Raw genomic sequence first — 18,723 nt, forward strand, 5'->3', positions numbered from 1 at the left:
CGAACGGCGCTGATCGGGAGCAGCATTGATTGCGTGTTCCGATGCTTCTTTGACCAGAAATAGGGTTTTTCAGTACGGAATAGAATATTTATGGCATTTAAATCAAAAACATTTGAAAGTAAAGTATCAGCTAATCCGGCAGTGCACTTTAAAAGCCTAACTAAGCGACAACATCCTGATGTAATGCCACATCAAAAGGAGATGCTAGAAGCGTACGCCGACAACTACCAAGATAGCTCGGATGTGGCTTTGCAATTGCCGACTGGCAGCGGAAAGACTCTTGTTGGGCTTTTAATAGCCGACTGGAGGCGAGTAAAAAATGGTGATCGATCTGTATATTTGTGTCCGACCAAACAGTTGGTTAGGCAGACAGTTATTCAGGCAAGAGAACAGTATGGTATTGATGTAGTTGATCTATCAGGACAGAAAAGTGAATTCTCTCCAGCAGACCGTGCGGATTATAAAACGGGTAGTAAGGTTGCAGTTAGCACGTATTCAGGGCTATTTAACATACGACCTTTTTTTGATGACGCTGATCTTGTGATTGTTGATGACGCGCATGCGGCGGAAAACTATATCGCCAAAATGTGGTCATTAGAAATCTTTTCAGGCACAGCTCTCCATGCAGAGTTCACTGAGTTTTTGAGGTCTCATATTACGCCACAAGAACATTCAAGGTTAACTGGACATTGGATGGAGGTGGCTGATGCAACATGGGTCGAAAAGCTTCCGTCACCTTTGGTTTTAAAATTTCAGGATGACATTGTTTCGCTTATAGATGCTCATGCGAGTTCGAGTTCGCCCAATCTTCATTTCGCGTGGTCTCTGCTCAGAGATCATATTGACTCTTGTCACATATATCTTGGGTCAACAAGTATTCTAATTCGACCGGTTATACCACCAACTTGGACACATGCTCCATTTGCAAGACCCAGCCAGCGTATTTTTATGTCGGCGACTCTTGGTATTGGCGGCGACCTCGAGCGGTTAACAGGCCGGAAGAGTGTCGCAAGACTACCCGCCCCCGACGGCTTTCAGAGTTCGGGGGTTGGACGTCGATTTTTTATTTTTCCAACTCTTTCTTTAACAGGCGAGGAGACGGACAACCTTCGACTGCATGCACAGAAAAAAGCAGGACGCTCGGTAGTTTTGACGCCCTCCACACCTCAGGCAGATCACCACTGTCGTTTAATAAGTGATAATCTTGATGATTTTGAAGTTTTCACTAAAGATGACATAGAGGAAAATAAAGCACCGTTTGTTAATCAGCAAAAAGCGGTGGCGGTTTTGGCAAATCGTTATGACGGAATAGATTTTCCCGGCGATGAATGTCGTCTTTTGTGTGTAGACGGTCTCCCAAAAGCGATGAACTTGCAAGAACGATTTTTAATGTCAAAGATGGGCGCCTCCTCTTTATATAACGATAGAGTTCAGACTCGAGTTCTTCAAGCTATGGGAAGATGTACCAGGTCTTTGCAGGATCGCTCGGCCGTATTCGTTACCGGTACTGAGCTAGTGGATTTTCTTGCTGATGATAGGAACTGGAGATATTTTCCTCCGGAGCTGCATGCCGAATTATATTTTGGTGTTGATCAATCCAAAGATATTTCCGCCGAGGGAATATTAGAAAATTTCGAGATGTTTATTGAGAATGGAAAAGATTGGTCTGATGCTGATGGTGAAATAAGGAGCGCAATAGGAAGTTTTAATCAGGAAGAGTATCCAGCAATGGCTGAACTGGAGGCCGTCGTTGATCGAGAGATAATTTATCAAGAGGCGATGTGGAATAAAGATTATAATTCCGCACTCGCATCCGCAAGAGAGATTTTGGGGCGGCTGCATCATGAAAGTCTTAGAGGGTATCGAGCGATGTGGCACTATCTAGCAGGTGCTGTTGCTCTTCGACTGTCTGTATCACCTGGTGATCCGTATGACTCTGCAGCGAAGGAGCATTTTAGTAATGCCAAAAAAGCTGCTCCAGCAATCTCTTGGCTTAGCTCACTATCTAGGCAAATCAATGGTATCGAGAACTCCGCTGAAGCTGGATGCGACACTGAAACTTTGCTTCAGGTTGAAGGCCTAGAAGAAAGGTTTACGTCACTGGGGACGGTGAACAACAATAAATTTGATAAACGCACTGCTCAGATCCATCAAGGCATGCAGGATCTCACCAAGTTTGAATCGGCGTTGATGCAGCTCGGCGATATCTTAGGACTTAGTTCGGGTAACCGGGAAACAGATGCGGCACCCGATCCATGGTGGTTAGGAAATCAAGTAGGTGTGGTTTTCGAAGCCCACGCTGAAGCTGATGTTGGCTCCATATTTGGGGCCGTCAAGGCGAGACAGGCTTCTGGTCACCCTAAATGGATGAAGAAAAATCTATCGGGGGTGGCTGATATGGATGTGTATCCTATTCTTATTACTCCTTGTACGAAGGCAAAATCTGGTGCCGATCCTCACCTCGACGAGGTTCTTTATTGGGAATTGGCAGACTTCTTGCTGTGGGCCCAAAATGCAATAGGTGTTATACGTGAGTTGAAGGGCGAATTTCCTGGGAGCGGCGATTTGGTTTGGCGGGCCAAGGCAGCCAGAAAGCTTGAATCTGAAGGTTTAACCATTAAAGCGATACTAAATAAACTGCCGTTTGCTGCTGACACAATGACAATTGTTGATTGAGATACAGCTAGTCTGAGGAATGAATCCTCATTTCATGATGCTTGTTTTTTTATCAATTCATCATCAATGATCTATGTTTGTACATTGTCGCTACTTTTACAATTCTTTGATCAGAGAAAATTCTAAAAGTATTCGAGCTTTTTTTATTAAGCTTCTCTCTAGTGGGGTTGAGTTTTTTAATGATCCGTGGACCAGTTTTGATCTGAGGTGATAAATTTTTTTGAAATCCGCTTCTATTTTTTTTCTTTCTTGGGCGTTTCGCCCCAGCAAGTATGAATATTTTATTGCTAACTTATCGGTGAGGTTCGACCTATCGCTGTCTTCGCCCAGTAATGCCTCTAACGCAATGCATGTTTTTATGAATGACGAGGTGGGGGAGCTATCTATACGTGCCTCAAAACTCCAAAGGGCTGCTGATAATATTCGCTCTTCCCCGCTTTCTATTCTACTTAGTCCTGATAAGTAGTTTTCTCGTAGGCTGGAAAAAAAACTTCTATCTAGTATTAATCCCTCATTTTGGGTGGTGTTGGACAAGTAAAAATTCATGTCGTCTGGAATGTCATATTGTACAGGTTTTTCGTTTTGGGCGCTCTCGTTTACAATGAAACCCTGTTTTATTGTTTCGGTTTTTGTTTTTGTTATTCCATATTGTATGTTTCTGCTTCTGGAGAATTTTATTACTTTCTGAATATGAAGGAGTTCGATTATGAGCCTGGCTCTATCGTTCAGGTCTCGATAAAGTCTCACCTCTGAAGATGGATAAAGGTATCCTTCCCCTTTTATTCGCAGAAATGCAATATGTTCTGGATTTTGAAGTCCCCTAAAAAGTGATTCAAGCTTGTTTTTTTGGTAAAGATTTTTTATTTCTCTAGGGCAGAATACTATTGATGCCGTCGGTGAAAGACTATACTCATCATGCCCCATGTTTTTTCCTAAGGTAGATATCGGTACATAGATCGAATATTTTTTCGTGGAACAAATAATCGAATTTACGATTTTTTCTTTTAGAGAGCCAAATATGATATGATGTGTTAGATCTTTCAGGTTTCCCGAAACTGGCGTCCGTAAAAAGTTGTTTGCTGCAAACTGAAATATGTGTTCGAAAATTAATGTTTCGGCTTCCTCTTGGTTGAGTTTTCCCGCCGTTTTTTTTTTGCCCTCAGCGCTGCCGCCTCGACATGGGGGTATATTTTTGGTATGTCTACCTTGCTATCTCGTATTTGGCACTGAACGAGCGTTCCATGAATAGACCTTTTAAGCGCTTCTTCTTGATCTTGCGGTAAAGCCATTGATTTCTCCATCTTTTTCAGAAGGAAGATCCCCTTCTGGAAATTAGCTGTTTGAAAATATTGTTATTATTAAAGGCATCTATTGCATAATTCATCGGGAATTTTTGTTATCGGTTGTGAGTGAAGCTGAGACTTTAATTTCGTCAATCACATTAGCGTTATCCTAGTTCAAACCAATTTACATGGTGCAATGCCTATACTGGCCCTTATCGCTTTCCTGGGCGTTAAGCAGAGTACCTCTGATACTTGGATGGGAGCAAACCATGGGATTGTCCAAAGCGATGGCTGAACCGAATCACATTTTAGAATGTTCGTGGTTTTGGTGAAATCAATGCTTTGCGTCAAGGTGCCTGCCCCACTGAAGAAGCCACCTTCAATAAGGTGACCAAGAACATGTCGTCAAATTCTCAGAGGCACCCGTCCAGAGCTTGTGTCGTCATCACAATGCGCACCGCCAACGCGGTGCGCTTTCGCCACCAAATTGACGGGACCGTGCATCTATCGGGTAGAGACAGTGGCGGTCTATGGGCTATTCATGATAGCTCTGTGATTAAGTTAGACCGCGCCAAATTCGTTATTTTTTATGAATGCCCTTGCAGGCTCTTGGTTGCCTCAAGCATTAATCGGCCCAAGAAATGAAGTCTTAGACCGGTGTGCTGTGTCGTTTGGGGTTTCATTGTTGAATAAACACAGATTTGACGATCAAGTTTGGTGTTTGTTCCGGATAATTATGTCAGTAATAGAAAATTTATAATAGATGTTCGGGTGATTAATGAATGATGTTATTGGCGATGAAGATGCACTGAAGTCTATTGATCGTTTGCATCTTCCTGATCCTAGAAACAAGCACTTTAGTATCGAGTATTGGCACGGCTGTATCGCTGAGATCAAAATTTCGGATCGCGTTCCGGTTTCAGTTCGGCAGATATTTGAAAATGCGAAAAATATAGCTTTGTACTCTTATTACTCATATCGGCTGCACCAAGCAGCGGAGATTATTGGCTACATGGCACTAGAAAGTTCCTTGAAAGAGAAATACGAGCTTGTAGGGACTCGTTTCCGGCATAGGCGCCCAAAAAGCTTTAAAGACTATATAAAAATAGCCTTGGTCGAAGGGTGGGTCTCGGATGAACGAATGGTGTCTTTCCGGGCAGTAGCAGAAAGTGCAGTGAGGGAAAGGTTAACTCGAGACATGATTCACAGCGGGCTGGTGGGGAAAGAACCAGTGCCATCTCCTACCCCCAGTGAGGAGGAGATTCTCGCTGAACTTCGAGCGATGCGTGTAGCTGAAAAAGCCCTTCATGGAAAAAGGCGGATTAGGAATATGTACCTTCACGAAGGCACAGGGCTTTCCGATACCTCCGTAGAAGTCTTGACCGATCTGGCCGAACTGATTAACCAAATATTTGAAGAGAATTAAATCTGAGGAATCAGTTTTACCAAACAAAAAGCCCCGACGGGAAAACCCGCCGGGGCTTCTTCATATCACCAACAGTGAATAAAGCGAATCCTTAAACCCGCTCAATCACCGTAGCAATACCCTGACCCAGACCAATGCACATGGTGGCGAGGCCGATCTGGCCGTCGTTGCCTTCCAGTACGTTGAGCAGGGTGCCGGTGATGCGCGCGCCGGAGCAGCCCAGGGGGTGGCCCAGGGCGATGGCGCCGCCATTCAGGTTGACCTTCTCGTCCATCTTGTCGAGCAGCTTGAGGTCCTTCAGAACCGGCAGGGACTGCGCGGCGAAGGCTTCGTTGAGCTCGACGTAGTCGATGTCGTCGATGGTCAGGCCGGCCCGTTTCAGGGCTTTCTGGGTGGCGGGCACCGGGCCGTAGCCCATGATGGCCGCGTCACAGCCGGCGACGGCCATGCTGCGGATCTTGGCGCGGGGCTTGAGGCCCAGGGCCTGGGCGCGCTCGGCGCTCATTACCAGCATGGCGCTGGCACCGTCGGACAGGGCCGAGGAGGTGCCGGCGGTCACGGAGCCGCTGGCCGGGTCGAACACCGGGCGCAGTTTGGCCATGTCTTCCAGGCTGGCGTTGGCGCGGATGGTCTCGTCGATTTCGCAGAGTACCTTGCGGCCTTCGGCGTCGTGGCCTTCGATCGGCACGATCTCGTTTTTCCAGCGGCCTTGTTCGGTGGCTTCCCAGGCTTTCTTGTGGGAGCGCACGCCGAACTGGTCCTGCTGTTCACGGGTGATGCCGTGCATGCGGCCGAGCATTTCCGCGGTAAGGCCCATCATGTTGGAGGCCCGGGCGGTGTACTTGGACAGCTCGGGGTTGAGGTCCACGCCGTGGTCCATGGCCACATGGCCCATGTGCTCCACGCCGCCGATCACGAACACGTCGCCGTTGCCGGTTTCGATGGCTTGGGCGGCGCTGTGCAGGGCCTGCATGGAGGAGCCGCACAGGCGGTTCACGGTCTGCGCGGCGCTGGTGCGCGGCAGGCCGGCCAGCATGGAAATGTTGCGGGCGATGTTCATGCCCTGTTCCTTGGTCTGGTTCACGCAGCCCCAGATCACATCTTCGGTTTCTTCGATGCTCCAGTTGGGGTTGCGCGCCATCAGCGCCTGGATCAGCAGCGCGGACAGTTTTTCCGCGCGCACGTTGCGGAACTGGCCGTTACGGCTTTTGCCCATCGGGGTGCGCACGGCATCGACGATGACAACGTCTTTCGGATTCAAACTCATTTCAAAATCTCCTTTGCCCGTGCCTTACGCGAAGAAGGCTTCGCCTTTGGCGGCCTTGTCTTTAAGCATCTGGGGGGCTTCGTAAAGCTTACCCAGGTGGGCGTATTTGTCGCACAGTTCCGCGAACGCCTTGGTGCCGATGCTGTCGATGTAGCGCAGCGGGCCACCGCGGAACGGCGGGAAGCCGATGCCGTAGATCATGGCCATGTCGGCTTCGGCGGCGGAGCCGACGATGTTGTCTTCCAGGCAGCGGATGGTTTCGGTGCACATCGGAATCATCATGCGGGCGATGATGTCGTCGGCGTCGAACTCCTTGGACTCGCCGGTGACCATCGGCTTGATCAGCTCGTAGGTCTTCTCGTCGACCACCTTCTTGGGCTTGCCCTTCTTGTCTTCTTCGTACTTGTAGAAGCCGATGCCGTTCTTCTGACCATAGCGTTCGTTTTCGAACATGATCTCGGACGGGTCCTTGAAGTCGTGCTGCATGCGGTCGGGGAAGCCTTCGGCCATCACTTCGGCGGCGTGCACGCCGGTGTCGATGCCGACCACGTCGAGCAGGTAGGCGGGGCCCATGGGCCAGCCGAACTTCTGCATCACCTTATCGACTTGCTGGAAGTCGGCGCCGTCGCGCACCAGCATGCCGAAGCCGGCGAAGTAGGGGAACAGAACGCGGTTCACCAGGAAGCCGGGGCAGTCGTTCACCACCACCGGGTTCTTGCCCATCTTCTGGGCGTACTTGACCAGGGTGGCGACGGTTTCGTCGGAGGTCTTCTCGCCGCGGATCACTTCCACCAGGGGCATCATGTGCACCGGGTTGAAGAAGTGCATGCCGCCGAAGTTCTCCGGCTTCTTCAGGGCTTCCGCCAGGCGGGTGATGGAAATGGTGGAGGTGTTGGACGCGAGCACCGCGTCGTCACCCAGCACTTCCTCGGTTTCCGCCAGCACGGACTGCTTGATCTTCGGGTTCTCGACCACCGCCTCGACGACCACGTCGATGTTGGTGAAGTCACCGTAGCTCAGGGTGGGACGGATCATGGACAGGGTCTTGCCCATTTTGGCGGCGTCCATCTTGCCTTTGCTGACGCGCTTGGCGAGCAGCTTGGAGGCTTCGTTCATGCCCAGGTCCAGGGCTTCCGCCTTGATGTCCTTCATGACGATGGGGGTGCCTTTCAGGGCGGACTGGAAGGCGATGCCGCCGCCCATGATGCCCGCGCCCAGTACCGCCGCGTTGTTGATCTCGCGGCTGGCCTTGGCGGTCTTGCCGTTCACTTTCTTAACCTGCTGGTCGGCCAGGAACAGACCCACCATGGCGGTGGCCTGCGGGGTCTTGGCGACCTTGGCGAAGCCCTTGGACTCCACGTCCAGCGCTTCGTTGCGCTTCATGCCGGCGGCTTTCTGCATGGACTTCACCGCTTCCATGGGCGCCGGGTAGTTCTTGCCGGCCTGCTGCTGGACCATGGCGGAACCGGTCTGGAACGCCATCATCTGCTCCATCGGAGGCATCGGCAGCGGCTCCAGCTTTTCCTGGCGCTTGGCGCGGAAGTCGATCTTGCCGGCCAGGCACTGCTTCACCAGGTCGATGGCGGCGTCACGCACGTCGTCGTGCTTGACCACCGCGTCCACCATGCCGTCCTTGAAGGCTTTTTCCGGCTTGTGCTGGCCGCCGGCGGAGATCCACTCAATGGCGTTGTCCACGCCCATCAGGCGCGGCGCGCGCACGGTGCCGCCGAAACCGGGGTAGATGCCCAGCTTCACTTCCGGGAAGCCCACCTGGGCCTGTTCGCTCATCACGCGGAATTCGCAGGCCAGGCACATTTCCAGGCCGCCGCCCAGGGCGAAGCCGTTGATGGCGGCCACTTTCGGCACGTCCAGGTCTTCGAAGGCGTTGAAGATGTCGTTCGCCTGGCGGGACCATTTGGCGATCTCCGCTTCGTCCTGGGCGAACATTTCGGTGAATTCGGTGATGTCCGCGCCAACGATGAACACGTTTTTCGCGGAGGTGACGACGATGCCCTTCACCTGGTCGTTGCCTTTGAGGGCCTCGGTGGCCTTGCTCAGGTCTTCCAGGGTGGCACGGTCGAACTTGTTCACGGACTCGCCCTGAAGGTCGAACTTCAGTTCGGCGATCCCGTCGTCAAGCAGTTGTACGCTTACGGCGTTGCCTTGGTAAATCATATCGTTTGCTCTCCAGTCCCAAAGTATGCGGCCGGCCAGCCGCCTTGGTGAGCCTGTGGTTCCTCACTCGGGGGCGCCAAGTATATGAAAGCAAAGGGCATACATTCAGTCCCTTTTTGTGACTTGCCGGTCGTTGCAAGCCCGCTTCCCGCCTGTATTGGGTGCGGGGCGGGGTCTTTCAACCACCGGCGCTTTCAGCCATGAGGAGGATACAGCAAGCCGGGCCCGGAGTATCTTGACTCGGGAGGCGTCTATGCGGACCCTTGCCGCGTCTTTCCGCCAGGCTGAATTGATGAGCGCACGTCCTTTTCCCGAGATCCGCCGCCGTACCCTGGACACCGTGCCCGACTGGCCCGGCGTGCCGCCGCTGCTGGCCCGGGTGCTGGCCGCCCGCGGCGTCACCCGGGAAGAGCAGCTGCAGCTGAGCCTGGGCCGCCTGCCGCACCCGGACGGTTTCAACGGCCTGGGCGCCGCGGTGGACCTGCTGCAGCAGGCCCGCGAAGAGCACTGGCGCATCTGCGTGGTGGGCGACTACGACGCCGACGGCGCCACCGCCACCGCGCTGATGGTGCGCGGGCTGGCCGGCCTGGGCTTCCGGCGCCCGGACTACCTGGTGCCCAACCGCTTCGAGTACGGCTATGGCCTGTCGCCGGCGATCGTCGAGCTGGCCCGGGAGACCCTGGCCCCGGACCTGATCATCACCGTGGATAATGGCATCGCCAGCGTCGACGGCGTGGCCGCCGCCCGGGCCGCCGGCATGCGCGTGCTGATCACCGACCACCACCTGCCCGGCGACCAACTCCCGGACGCGGACGCCCTGGTCAATCCGCGCCTCTGCGAGGACGGCTTCCCGGCGCGCAACCTGGCCGGCGTTGGCGTCGCCTTCTATTTACTACTGGCGGTGCAGCGCCGCCTGGGCGTCAAAAGCCCGGTGCTCGACCTGCTGGATCTGGTGGCCCTGGGTACCGTGGCCGACGTGGTGATCCTGGACGACGCCAACCGCATCCTGGTGGAGCAGGGCCTGCGCCGCATCCGCGCCGGCAAGGGCAGCCCCGGCCTGCGCGCCCTGTTGCGGGTGGCCGGCCGCGATCCCGCCAAGGTGGTGGCGGCGGACCTGGGCTTCGCCGCCGGGCCGCGCCTCAACGCCGCCGGCCGCCTCACCGATATGAGTCACGGCATCGAATGCCTGCTGGCGGACAGCGAGGAACAGGCGCGCCGCTTCGCCGAGGAGCTGGACACCATCAACCGCGAGCGGCGCGGCATCGAGCAGGGCATGCGCGACGCCGCCATGCTGGAAGTGGCGCGGCTGCGCGAGCGCGAGCTGCCCGCCGCGCTCTGCCTGCACGGCCCGGACTGGCACGAAGGGGTGGTGGGCATCCTCGCCTCGCGGGTCAAGGAGTCGGTGCACCGGCCGGTGATCGCCTTCGCCCCGGCCCGCGAGAAGGGCATGCTCAAGGGCTCCGGCCGCTCGATACCCGGCCTGCACCTGCGCGACGTGCTGGACGCGGTGGCCACCGCCCACCCGGAAATGCTGCACAAGTTCGGCGGCCACGCCATGGCCGCCGGCATGACCCTGCGCGCCGACCACCTGCCGGCCTTCACCGAGGCGTTCCAGGACGCGGTGGCGGCGGTGGCCGGCGCCGACCTGTTCGACGAGGTGGTGGAAACCGACGGCGCCCTGGAGGAAGCGGATCTCTGCCTGGACACCGCGGAACTCCTCAGCCACCGCTTCCCGTGGGGGCAGGGCTTCCCGCCGCCGCGCTTCGACGGCGAATTCGAGGTGCTGGACAGCCGCGTGGTCGGCGAGCGCCACCTCAAGCTCACCCTGGGCCTGCCCGGCTGCGGCGGGGTGGTGGACGGCATCCACTTCAACGCCGACCTGGACCAGCTCGGCGACCGCCTGCGCCGGGTGTACGGCGTCTACCGCCTGGAAGTGAACGAATTCCGCGGCAACCGCAACCCGCAGCTGCTCTTCGAGCACCTCAGACCCGCGTAACAGGTGCCTCCCCGCGGGCACTTTGCTAGCATTGCCGTTCGCGCCGCCCCGGCGTGTTGTACCCGATTCGATTCTCGCGCGGCCCAAAAGGCCGGCGATGTCTGGCAGCCCCTAACGGAGGGAAGCATGAAAACAATTCACAAACACCGTCTGGAAGCCGGCACCGATGTGCAGGAACTGCGCCTGCCGGAAGAAGGTGATGTGCTGCGCGTTGACTTTATCCAGCAGGAACGCGCCATCTACATGTGGGTGGAAGTGGACGCCGACACCGTCATCGACACCCCCAAGGAAGTGCGCCGCTTCAAAGTATTCGCCACCGGCAGCGGCATCCCCAACAACGCCGTCTACATCGGCACCACCCTGGATAACCTCAAACCCGAGGCCTTCCACGTCTACGAACTGGTGGACTGACCCCCGGTGCCCGCCGGCCCCGGCCTCGTCAGGGGCCGGCTGAAACGGTAGAATACGCGGCTTTTCCCATTCTATTGAAAGCGCACTGAGAACCTTTATGGAAGTGAATCCGCTGAGAACCCACCTCACCGACCTGGCCGAGCGCGTCGATGCGCTGAGGGGGTATCTTTGACTACGACCAGAAGAGCGAACGACTGGTCGAAGTAGAGCGCGAACTGGCCCTGCCGGACGTCTGGAACGAGCCCCAGCGGGCCCAGGCCCTGGGCAAGGAGCGCTCGCAACTGGAACACATCGTCGCCACCCTGGACCAGGCCGGCCAGGGCATCGGTGACACCCGCGATCTGCTGGAACTGGCGGTGGAAGAGGGCGACGAAGCCACCGTCGCGGAAGTGGAAGCGGACCTGCAGCGCCTGGAGCGCATGGTCGCCGACCTGGAATTCCGCCGCATGTTCTCCGGCGAGATGGACGCCTCCAACGCCTATCTGGACATCCAGGCCGGTTCCGGCGGCACCGAAGCCCAGGACTGGGCCGAGATGCTGCTGCGCATGTACCTGCGCTGGGGCGAGGCGCACGGCTTCAAGACCGAGCTGGTGGAAGCCTCCGACGGCGACGTGGCCGGCATCAAGTCCGCCACCGTGCGCTTCGAGGGCGAGTACGCCTACGGCTGGCTGCGCACCGAGATCGGCGTGCACCGCCTGGTGCGCAAGAGCCCGTTCGACTCCGGCGGCCGCCGCCACACGTCTTTCGCCTCGGTGTTCCTGTCCCCGGAAGTGGACGAGGACATCGACGTGGACATCGATCCGTCCAAGATCCGCGTCGACACCTACCGGGCCTCCGGCGCCGGCGGTCAGCACGTCAACCGGACCGATTCCGCGGTGCGTCTGACCTATGTGCACACCGACCCGGAAACCGGCGAGGAAACCACCCTGGTGACGCAGTGCCAGAACGGCCGCTCCCAGCACCAGAACAAGGACCAGGCCATGCGCATGCTGCAGGCCAAGGTCTACGACCTGGAGCTGCAAAAGCGCAACGCCGAAAAGCAGAAGCAGGAAGAGGGCAAGTCGGACATCGGCTGGGGCAGCCAGATCCGCTCCTACGTGCTCGACGACGGCCGCATCAAGGACCTGCGCACCAACGTGGAAAGCCACAACACCCAGCAGGTCCTCGACGGCGACCTGGACCGCTTTATCCAGGCCTCGCTGAAGGCAGGGCTTTAAAAGGTTAAACACATGGCTGACGAACAGAACACCCCCAACGACGCCGCCCACGAAGGCGCCGACGAAAACCGTCTGATCGCCGAGCGGCGCGCCAAGCTCAACGAGTGGCGCGAAAGCGGTGGCGCCTTCCCCAACCACTTCCGCCGCGACAGCCTGGCCGCCGACCTGCAAAAACAGTACGGCGAGCTGAGCAAGGAAGAGCTGGAAGAAAAGAACATCCAGGTGGCCGTGGCCGGGCGCCTGATGCTCGACCGCAAAGCCTTCAAGGTGCTGCAGGACATGTCCGGGCGCATCCAGATCTTCGCCCCCAAGCCGGTGCAGAAAGACACCAAGCACTGGGACCTGGGCGACGTGGTGGGCGTGCGCGGCACCCTGTGCAAATCCGGCATGGGCGACCTGTACGTGATGATGGACGAGTACCTGCTGCTCACCAAATCCCTGCGCCCGCTGCCGGAAAAACACAAAGGCCTCACCGACACCGAGTCCCGCTACCGTCAGCGCTACGTGGACCTGATCGTCAACGAGGACAGCCGCCGCACCTTCCAGATCCGCTCACAAATGGTGGCCGGCATCCGCAACTACCTGGTGCGCCACGGTTTCGTGGAAGCGGAAACGCCGATGCTGCAGGTGATCCCCGGTGGCGCCACGGCGCGCCCGTTCATCACCCACCACAACAGCCTGGACCTGGACATGTACCTGCGCATCGCGCCGGAACTGTACCTCAAGCGTCTGGTGGTGGGCGGCTTCGAGCGGGTGTTCGAGATTAACCGCAACTTCCGCAACGAAGGCCTCAGCACCCGGCACAATCCGGAATTCACCATGCTGGAGTTCTACCAGGCCTACGCGGATCACAACGACCTGATGAACCTCACCGAGGACATGCTGCGCACCCTGGCGCAGGACGTGCTGGGCACCACCGAGATTCCCTACCAGGATGACGTCTACGACTTCGGCAAGCCGTTCGCGCGGCTGTCGGTGTTCGATTCCATCCTGCAGTACAACGACGACATCGACGCCGCCACCCTGGCCGACGAGCAGGGCGCCCGCGGCATCGCCGAACGGCTGGGCATCGCCGTGAAGGACGGCTGGGGCCTGGGCAAGGTGCAGATCGAGATCTTCGAGAAGACCGTCGAGCACCGCCTCAAGGACCCCACTTTCATTACCGATTACCCCACCGAGGTGTCGCCGCTGGCCCGCCGCAAGGACGACGACCCCTTCGTCACCGAGCGCTTCGAGTTCTTCGTCGGCGGCCGCGAGATCGCCAACGGCTTCTCCGAGCTCAACGACGCCGAGGATCAAGCGGAACGATTTCGCGCCCAGGTGGCCGAAAAAGAAGCGGGGGACGACGAAGCCATGTTCTACGACGAAGACTACATCACCGCTCTGGAACACGGCCTGCCGCCCACCGCCGGTGAGGGAATCGGCATCGACCGTCTGGTGATGTTATTCACGAATTCTCCCTCTATTCGTGATGTAATCCTGTTTCCTCACATGCGACCGCGCTAGCCCGACATCAGTGCGCATTAACGAATAACAAAGTGAAGGCCGTTATGAGTTCAGCCATTCAGTATCAGGGCCGCAAGGCCCGTCGCGCCGGCAGTGAACAACGCCGCCAGGCCATTCTGGACGCGGCGCTTAACATCATCGTCACCGACGGCATCCGCGCGGTGCGCCACCGCGCCGTGGCCCGCGAGGCGGATGTGCCGCTGTCCGCCACCACCTATTACTTCAAGGACATCTCCGACCTGATCGCGGACGCCTTCACGCTGTTCGCGGAGCGTGCCCTGGAAGAGGTGATCCGCCCGTTCCGCGACCAGGCGTTCGGCTTGATCCAGCAGTTCCAGGCCCAGGCCAGCCACCAGGAGCCCGACCGCGCCCGTCTGATCGAGTCGCTGGCGTCGATGACCACCGCGTTCATCCTCGACGAGGTGACCAACCGCCGCGAGCATCTGATCGCCGAGCAGGCGTTCTTCCAGGAGGCGATTCTCGACCCGCGCCTGCGGGGGCTGGCGGATCTGTACCTCAAGGAAATGTCGTCGCTACTGATCGACGCCTGCCGGGCGGTGGGGTCGGAAAGCCCGGAACTGGACGCGGAGCTGATCCACAGCTTCCTGCTCGCCACCGAGGTGCGCCTGCTCGCCCACCCGGAATGGGCCGACGAAAAGGCGCTCAACAAACGCATGCACCACCTTTTGGAGAAGCTGGTCCCCCATGGCTGAACAGTCCTCGGTGGAGTTGGAGCCGGGCTGGAAGCAGGTGCTCGGTGACGAATTCACCAAGCCCTACATGCAGAATCTGAAAGCCTTCCTGCGCCAGGAAAAGCAGGCCGGCGAGACCGTCTACCCGCCCGGCCCGGACATCTTCCGCGCCTTTAACGAGACCCCCTTCGACCAGGTCAAGGTGGTGATTCTCGGCCAGGACCCGTACCACGGCCCCAACCAGGCCCACGGGCTGTGCTTCTCGGTGCAGCCGGGCGTGCGCACGCCGCCGTCGCTGATCAATATCTTCAAGGAAATCGAACGGGACCTGGGCATCCCGGCCCCGGACCACGGCAACCTGGACGCCTGGGCGCGCCAGGGCGTGCTGCTGCTCAACGCGGTGCTCACCGTGCGCGCCGGCCAGGCCGCTTCCCACCAGCGCCAGGGCTGGGAAGAATTCACCGACCAGGCCATCGAGCACATCAACCGCGAGCGCGAAGGCGTGGTGTTTTTTTTGTGGGGCAGCTACGCCCAGAAAAAAGGCAAGCTGATCGACCGCCAGCGCCACTGCGTGCTCACCGCGCCGCACCCGTCGCCGCTCTCCGCGCATCGCGGTTTCCTGGGCTGCGGGCACTTTTCCCGCGCCAACCAGTACCTTCTGCAACAAGGCAAGGACCCCATCGACTGGTCCCTGTGAACCTTCGCATCACCGACCCATTAAGGACCCTTTCGGCATGACCGACAGTGTACAGTTCGAAGAACGCCCCACCGGCAGCGGCCACCTGATCGGCCGCGCCACGCTCAACGCGCCGCGCTCGCTCAACGCCCTCAGCCTGGAAATGATCGAAGCCCTCGACCGGCAAATCACCGACTGGCAGGCCCGCGAAGAGGTGGTGGCGATCTGGCTGGAAGGCAACGGCGGCAAGGCGCTCAGCGCCGGCGGCGACGTGGTCGCCCTGCACGGCGCCATGGTCAAGCACGCCGGGCAAAGCCGGAACCCGTTCACCGAGCACTACTTCGCCAGTGAATACCGCCTCGATTATCGCCTGCACACCTCCGAGACCCCGGTGATCTGCTGGGCGGACGGCGTGGTCATGGGCGGCGGCATGGGCCTGATGCAGGCCAGCCAGTTCCGCCTGGTGACCCCGAAAAGCCGGCTCGCCATGCCGGAAATCACCATCGGCCTGTTCCCGGACGTGGGCGCCAGCTGGTTCCTCAACCGCCTGCCCGGCAAAACCGGCCTGTTCCTGGGCCTCACCGGCGTCCACCTCAACGCCCGCGACGCCCTCGACCTGGGGCTCGCCGACCGCTTCGTCGACGCCGACCGCGAGCAGGTGCTCGACGCCCTGGCCGAAACCCACTACCAGGACGACCGCGCCGCCAACCGCCGGCAACTGCACCGCACCCTGCAGGATCTCGCCACCCGCCCGGACAGCCTCACCCCGGCGGTGATGGATCATCTCGACACCATCAACACCCTCTGCGACGCCGCCACCGTCAACGAAGTGGTGCACCGCATCCTCGAGCACAAACAATGCGACGGCTGGCTCGACAAAGCCCGCGCCACCCTCGCCGACGGCTGCCCGCAAACCGCCCACCTGGTCTGGGAACAGCTGCGGCGCAGCCGCCACCTGTCCCTGGCCGAAGTGTTCCGCATGGAATGGTGCCTGGCGGTGCAATGCACCCTGCACGCCGACTTCCGCGAAGGCGTCCGCGCCCTGCTCATCGACAAGGACGGCAAACCGCGCTTCCGCCACCGCGACGTCGACCAGGTCGACCCCGAATACATCGACGGCTTCTTCCGGAACCCGGCGCCGCAGCACCCCCTAGCCGACCTCTGAGCCTGAGGGTGGCCTTGTGCGAGCGGGCCTCGCCCGCGAAAGGCCGGCAAGCCGGCCGGCAGGATCCCAGAGGCGCCTCCCTGGAGGGTCACACCGGGCGGTCTACCGACCCGCCGCCCGACGCTCCTCCTCGATGACTTGGACCAGTTCCTCGACCGGCAACGCCCGACTCCGATGCGCTCCGGTCCCGGCCCACAGGCTCTTCCATTCGACGCCGGCGGCCTTGCGCAACGGCGAGGTGAGCCGGTGCTGGTCCGGGTAGGGCGCCACCTCGGTGGGCGCCCGCCCGTCCATCCAGGCGTTGGCGATGCCCCGCGCCCAGCGCCCGGACACCGCCCGGGTCACCGCGGTGGCGTCCGGCCCCGCGTCGGCCAATGCCTGGCGCCAGCCCTCGGCGGTGCCGGCCTCCGGGCAGCGCAAAAACGCCGTGCCCAGCTGGCCGGTGGCCGCGCCGGCGGCCATCACCCGCGCCACGTCGGCGCCGTCCATCAGGCCGCCGGCGGCGATCAGCGGCGTCGCGATGTCCTGGCAGGCGCCCAGCAGCGCGTCCAGCGGCTGGCCTTCGCCTTGCGGGTCGGCCCCGCCACGGTGGCCGCCGGCTTCCTCGCCCTGCAGCACGATGCCGTCGACGCCGTCGCCGGCCAGCGCCAGCGCCTCGTCACGGTGCGTGGCGGTGCCCACCAGGGTGATGCCGCGCGCCCGGCAGGCCGCCATCATCGATTTGGGCAGGCGCCCGAAGGTCCAGGAAAACACCGCCGGGCGCGCCTCCAGCATGGCCTCGAACTGCTCACGGAAATCCGGCAGCGGCGGAAAATCATCCGGCACCGGCACGCCGGCCTGCCGGTAGCAGGGCGACAGCGCCTTCAGGGCCGCCCGCCATTCCGCGTCGGTGGCGTCCCGTTCGGCGGGAATAAACAGATTGATGGCGAAAGCGTCGCCGCCCGCCGCCCGCACGCCCTCGGCGGCGGCCATGATGGCGTCGCCGCTTAAATAGCCGGCGCCCACCGAGCCGAGCGCGCCGGCGCGGCTGGCGCCGGCCACGACGTCAGCGGTGGACAGGCCGCCGGCCATCGGCGCCTGGATCAAGGAGTAGTCTTGGAACGCCATGGCGCCTCCGGTGTGCTAACGGTTCAGGATTTCGGTTGCGGCAGCGAGTAGGGCAGGTCCAGCGGCTCGGCGTGCAGCGGCTGGTCACCATGGTAGAGCTCGCCCTCGTGGGTCACGCGCAGCGCCGCCAGTGCCACCGGGGCCGGCGCGCCCGGGGCGCTGTCGACCACTTCGCCCACCGCCTTGCCGTCGGCGTTACGCAGGCTTTCCCCGGCCTGCAGCGGCGGCCCCTGGTACTGAAAGGCGCGCATCCGCTGCTTGAGCTTGCCCTTGAAGTGCATCCGCGCCACCACTTCCTGGCCGGTGTAGCAGCCCTTCTTGAAGCTGACGCCGCCGAGCACGTCGTAATTCAGCACCTGGGGCAGGAACAGGTCCTCGCCGCCGGAGAACACCTGGGCCTCGCCCGCCAGAATGTCCTGGAAGCGGGCGCCGTTGCTGTCCACCAGGGCGCGCTCGGCGCTCAGCGCCTGCCAGTGGGCGCCCAGCAGGCCGGGGGCCGCCACCAGCAGCGCCACGTCCGCATGGGCGTAGCGCAGCACGGTGATGCCGTCGCGGTGGGCGCTCTGCCCGGCGCCGGGCACCGGCAGGCCGGCCTCGGCGAGGGTGCCGTCGACGCCGCCGCTGAGCTGCGCCACCGCCAGTTCCGGGTCAGGCTGGAAATCGGCCTTGGCGCGCAGTTTGTATTTCTCGAAGCAGCGCAGGGTGTCGTCCACCCGGGCCTGGGGCACCACCAGCAGGTAGCCGCCGGGCATCGCCGCCACCCGGGCGCTGACCAGCCCCCGGCCCTTCAGGGAAAGGTGCATGGCCAGCCGCTGGGCGCCTTCGTCGATGTGCTTGAGGTCGGCGGTGATCTGTCCCTGCAGATAGTCGCCGGCTTCGTCGCCGGTCACGCGGATCACCGCCAGGTGGTCGCAAAGCGCCAGCGCCGGTTGCCGCACGCCGCCCGCGCTGGGTTGCTGATCGCCGAGAATGGCTTGCCAGGTGCTCATAATGCCCCTTTCCTTAGAATATCGAGCTTGGAAATAGCGAGTGCCGCGCCAGAGTTTGGGGCGCATGGCTGTAAACCAAGGCCCATGATGATAGATAATCCACCCCTGATCTGTCAGTCCATCAGCCAAAGAGGCGC

The 18,723-nt window shown here is 59.7% G+C and carries 14 protein-coding genes; 9 read left to right on the forward strand and 5 right to left on the reverse strand.

The annotated features are described in order from the left end of the window. Nucleotides 1–90 precede the first annotated feature (90 nt). Entirely contained in the window at nucleotides 91–2,676 is a 2,586-nt protein-coding gene (locus ACMG4O_RS07925) for a DEAD/DEAH box helicase (RefSeq protein WP_414434829.1), read from the forward strand. Nucleotides 2,677–2,772: 96 nt separating this feature from the next. On the opposite strand, the gene ACMG4O_RS07930 is transcribed toward ACMG4O_RS07925, so the two are convergent. Next, complete coding sequence (locus ACMG4O_RS07930; RefSeq protein ID WP_414434830.1) at nucleotides 2,773–3,600, reverse strand: hypothetical protein; 828 nt, start codon at nucleotides 3,598–3,600, stop codon at nucleotides 2,773–2,775. A 1,137-nt stretch (nucleotides 3,601–4,737) separates the two neighbouring features. Here ACMG4O_RS07930 and ACMG4O_RS07935 point away from each other — a divergent pair. After that, a complete protein-coding gene (locus ACMG4O_RS07935; RefSeq protein ID WP_414434831.1) occupies nucleotides 4,738–5,385 on the forward strand; it encodes a hypothetical protein in 648 nt (215 codons plus the stop codon). A 91-nt stretch (nucleotides 5,386–5,476) separates the two neighbouring features. Here the strand turns inward: ACMG4O_RS07935 and fadA are convergent, their stop codons facing one another. After that, the gene (fadA, locus tag ACMG4O_RS07940; protein WP_194855863.1) at nucleotides 5,477–6,652 is read right to left on the reverse strand and encodes an acetyl-CoA C-acyltransferase FadA; all 1,176 of its coding nucleotides are present in this window, start codon (nucleotides 6,650–6,652) and stop codon (nucleotides 5,477–5,479) included. A 24-nt stretch (nucleotides 6,653–6,676) separates the two neighbouring features. Then, nucleotides 6,677–8,827, reverse strand: a complete 2,151-nt coding sequence (gene fadB / locus ACMG4O_RS07945; RefSeq protein ID WP_335628757.1) for a fatty acid oxidation complex subunit alpha FadB — start codon at nucleotides 8,825–8,827, stop codon at nucleotides 6,677–6,679. 292 nt (nucleotides 8,828–9,119) lie between these two features. Here fadB and recJ point away from each other — a divergent pair, with 292 nt between their 5' ends. The 7 genes from recJ (at nucleotide 9,120) to ACMG4O_RS07980 (ending at nucleotide 16,490) form a co-directional block, all read left to right on the forward strand. Beyond that, nucleotides 9,120–10,823: a single-stranded-DNA-specific exonuclease RecJ gene (recJ, locus tag ACMG4O_RS07950; RefSeq protein WP_414434832.1), complete on the forward strand. Its 1,704-nt coding sequence runs from the start codon at nucleotides 9,120–9,122 to the stop codon at nucleotides 10,821–10,823. Between the two features lie 126 nt (nucleotides 10,824–10,949). Next, a complete protein-coding gene (locus ACMG4O_RS07955) occupies nucleotides 10,950–11,234 on the forward strand; it encodes a DUF7352 domain-containing protein (protein WP_142949466.1) in 285 nt (94 codons plus the stop codon). A 97-nt stretch (nucleotides 11,235–11,331) separates the two neighbouring features. Then, nucleotides 11,332–12,451 (forward strand): peptide chain release factor 2 gene (prfB, locus tag ACMG4O_RS07960; RefSeq protein WP_142949465.1). Its coding sequence is split into 2 segments (ribosomal slippage): nucleotides 11,332–11,403 and nucleotides 11,405–12,451, totalling 1,119 coding nucleotides; the frame shifts between segments, so codons are not numbered across the junction. 12 nt (nucleotides 12,452–12,463) lie between these two features. Continuing rightward, nucleotides 12,464–13,957, forward strand: a complete 1,494-nt coding sequence (lysS, locus tag ACMG4O_RS07965; protein ID WP_370212281.1) for a lysine--tRNA ligase — start codon at nucleotides 12,464–12,466, stop codon at nucleotides 13,955–13,957. Nucleotides 13,958–14,001: 44 nt separating this feature from the next. Next, a complete protein-coding gene (locus ACMG4O_RS07970; protein ID WP_142949463.1) occupies nucleotides 14,002–14,670 on the forward strand; it encodes a TetR/AcrR family transcriptional regulator in 669 nt (222 codons plus the stop codon). Continuing rightward, nucleotides 14,663–15,346, forward strand: coding sequence for a uracil-DNA glycosylase (ung, locus tag ACMG4O_RS07975; protein ID WP_370185532.1), 684 nt, complete (start codon nucleotides 14,663–14,665; stop codon nucleotides 15,344–15,346). The genes ACMG4O_RS07970 and ung overlap by 8 nt, the downstream gene beginning before the upstream one ends. A gap of 37 nt (nucleotides 15,347–15,383) precedes the next feature. Further along, the gene (locus tag ACMG4O_RS07980) at nucleotides 15,384–16,490 is read left to right on the forward strand and encodes an enoyl-CoA hydratase/isomerase family protein (RefSeq protein WP_414434833.1); all 1,107 of its coding nucleotides are present in this window, start codon (nucleotides 15,384–15,386) and stop codon (nucleotides 16,488–16,490) included. Nucleotides 16,491–16,592: 102 nt separating this feature from the next. Here the strand turns inward: ACMG4O_RS07980 and ACMG4O_RS07985 are convergent, their stop codons facing one another. Then, entirely contained in the window at nucleotides 16,593–17,597 is a 1,005-nt protein-coding gene (locus ACMG4O_RS07985; protein ID WP_414434834.1) for an NAD(P)H-dependent flavin oxidoreductase, read from the reverse strand. Nucleotides 17,598–17,620: 23 nt separating this feature from the next. Then, nucleotides 17,621–18,586 carry a YgfZ/GcvT domain-containing protein gene (locus tag ACMG4O_RS07990; protein WP_370185541.1) on the reverse strand — a complete coding sequence of 322 codons (966 nt, stop codon included), beginning with the start codon at nucleotides 18,584–18,586 and terminating at the stop codon, nucleotides 17,621–17,623. Nucleotides 18,587–18,723: the final 137 nt, after the last annotated feature.

This window comes from Alloalcanivorax venustensis (genome assembly GCF_047495515.1).
In the GTDB taxonomy this organism is placed as follows: Bacteria; Pseudomonadota; Gammaproteobacteria; order Pseudomonadales; family Alcanivoracaceae; genus Alloalcanivorax; species Alloalcanivorax venustensis.